The 2,107-nt window shown below is 71.0% G+C and carries 1 pseudogene; it reads right to left on the bottom strand.

Annotated elements, in window-relative coordinates:
- Positions 1-2,107, bottom strand: a pseudogene (locus D7V93_RS42165) (amidohydrolase family protein); the annotation flags it as partial.

Consider the following 2,107-nt stretch of genomic DNA (forward strand, 5'->3'; position numbering starts at 1 on the left):
CTTCCCCACCGGGCCCACCGCCACGATGCGATTGCCCTTCACCACCACCACGCCCTCCTGCAACACCTCTTCACCCTTCATCGTGAGGATGCGCGCCCCCACCAGCGCCAGCGTCCCCTCCGGCACGTCCGACTTCCCGGAGAACGACACGTCCACCCCTTCGAACGAAGGCGGCGGCAGCGTCTTCGGCGCCCCGTCCACGAACGTGAACGCGTCCTTCAGCGCCCGCGTGAACAGCTTGGGCCCCAGCGCCCAGTGCAGCGACAGCCGCGCGCCGTCCCCGGACCAGTGCAGGTACTCGCCCGCGTCACGGCTCACCTGCGTCACCGGCATCGCCTTGGTGCCCGGCCCCACCATCGCCTCCTTGGAGCCGCGCGCGAAGGGCGTCACGTACGCGTTGAAGTCCTCGCGGAAGGCCACCCACCGGTCATCCGGCGACACCCGCATCTCCAGCGCCCCCGCGCTCTTGAGATGGGAGCGCTCCTCGCCCCCGGCCAGCGCGATGCTCTGGAGCATGCGCGCGTCCTCCGTCTCCTTCTCCTCCACGCGCAGGAAGTACACCCGGTCCGACTTCGCCCCGAAGTGCGGCTGCTCCCCGTCCCGCGTCAGCTTGCGCCCCACGCTCCCACCCGCGGACGGCACCACGAACAGCCCCGTCTCCCGGCTCCACGTCCCCGGCATCAGGTAGCCGTCACCCGTCGCCCGGTACACCACCCACTTCCCATCCGGGCTCAGCGCGGGCTCCACGTAGAAGCCCGGCTGCGCCGTCACCACGCGCCCCTCGCCGCCCGTGGCCGCGACGATGCGCACCGCGCCCAGCGCGTCGTCGTCCCACGTCGTGTAGACGATGGAGCGCCCGTCGCGGGAGAACGACGGGAAGAACTCCAGGTGCTCGTTCTGCCGCGTCAGCCTTCGCGGCGTGCCCGACGGCAGGTCCTTCACGTAGAGCCGGCCCAGCGCCTGGTACACCACGCGCTTGCCATCCGGTGACACCTGCATCCAGCGCAGCATCTTCACGTCGAAGCGGTCCGGCGCCACCGGCCGCGTGCTGCGCACCGCCTGGAACACCGTGCGCGCCCCCTTCACGTGGAAGGGAATGGGCGTCACCTTCTTCGTCGCCACGTCGATGCGGTGCAGCGTCCCGCCCGCCCAGAACACCAGCGACTTGTTGTCCGGCGTCCACGCCATCACCGGCGACACGCCGTGGATGGCCCACGTCTCCTGCATGTCCCGGTCGAGCCCGTCGTACAGCGGCCGCTCCGCCCCGGACGCCACGTCCGCCACGTACAGCACGCTCTTCGTGCGCACCCGCCGCACGAACGCCAGCTGCTTGCCGTCCGGTGACGGCGTGGGCCGGATGGAGCCGCCCGGGCCGGTGACGAAGGGCTCCACCTCCTTCGTCTCCAGGTCCAGCCGCTGGATGGCGTAGATCTCCTTGTTCGGATCCTTGTCGTACTCGAAGGACTTGCCCGGCGTGATGTCCTGGCTGAAGTAGACGTAGCGGCCGTCGGGGGAGAACGCGGGCTCGCCCAGGTCCTTCTGGTCGCTGGCGCGCTCGGTGAGCTTCAGGCCCTCGCCGCCCGCGCGGTGGTACATCCACACCTCGCCCGCGCCCAGCGAACGCCGGCCGGTGAAGTGCTTGCGCCCCACCAGGAACTGCCCGTCCGGGCTCCAGGCCGGGCTGTTGAGCAGCCGGAACTTCTCCTGCGTCACCGGCTTCGGGTCGGACCCGTCGCGGTTCATCACCCAGAGGTTGTCGCCGCCGCCCCGGTCGCTCGTGAACGCGATGGACTTCCCGTCCGGGCTGTAGCGCGGCTGCATGTCCCAGGACGCGCCGGACGTCAGGGCCTTCGCCTCGCCACCCGCGATGGGCAGCACGTACAGGTCGCCCAGCAGGTCGAAGACGACTTCATCCCCGCGCGGGCTCACGTCCACGTTCAGCCACGTGCCCTCGCGCACGTCGATGGGCACCTGCGTGGCCTGCGCGCCCGGGGGCGCCTCCACGCTCCAGACCTCCTTCTTCTCGTCGGGCTTCGGGGCCTCGGCGGTCGCGGGCGTGCCGCCGTCGACCTCGCTCGCGCGGGCGGCTTCACGCGCGGTGTCCTTG

Source organism: Corallococcus llansteffanensis (genome assembly GCF_003612055.1).
In the GTDB taxonomy this organism is placed as follows: Bacteria; Myxococcota; Myxococcia; order Myxococcales; family Myxococcaceae; genus Corallococcus; species Corallococcus llansteffanensis.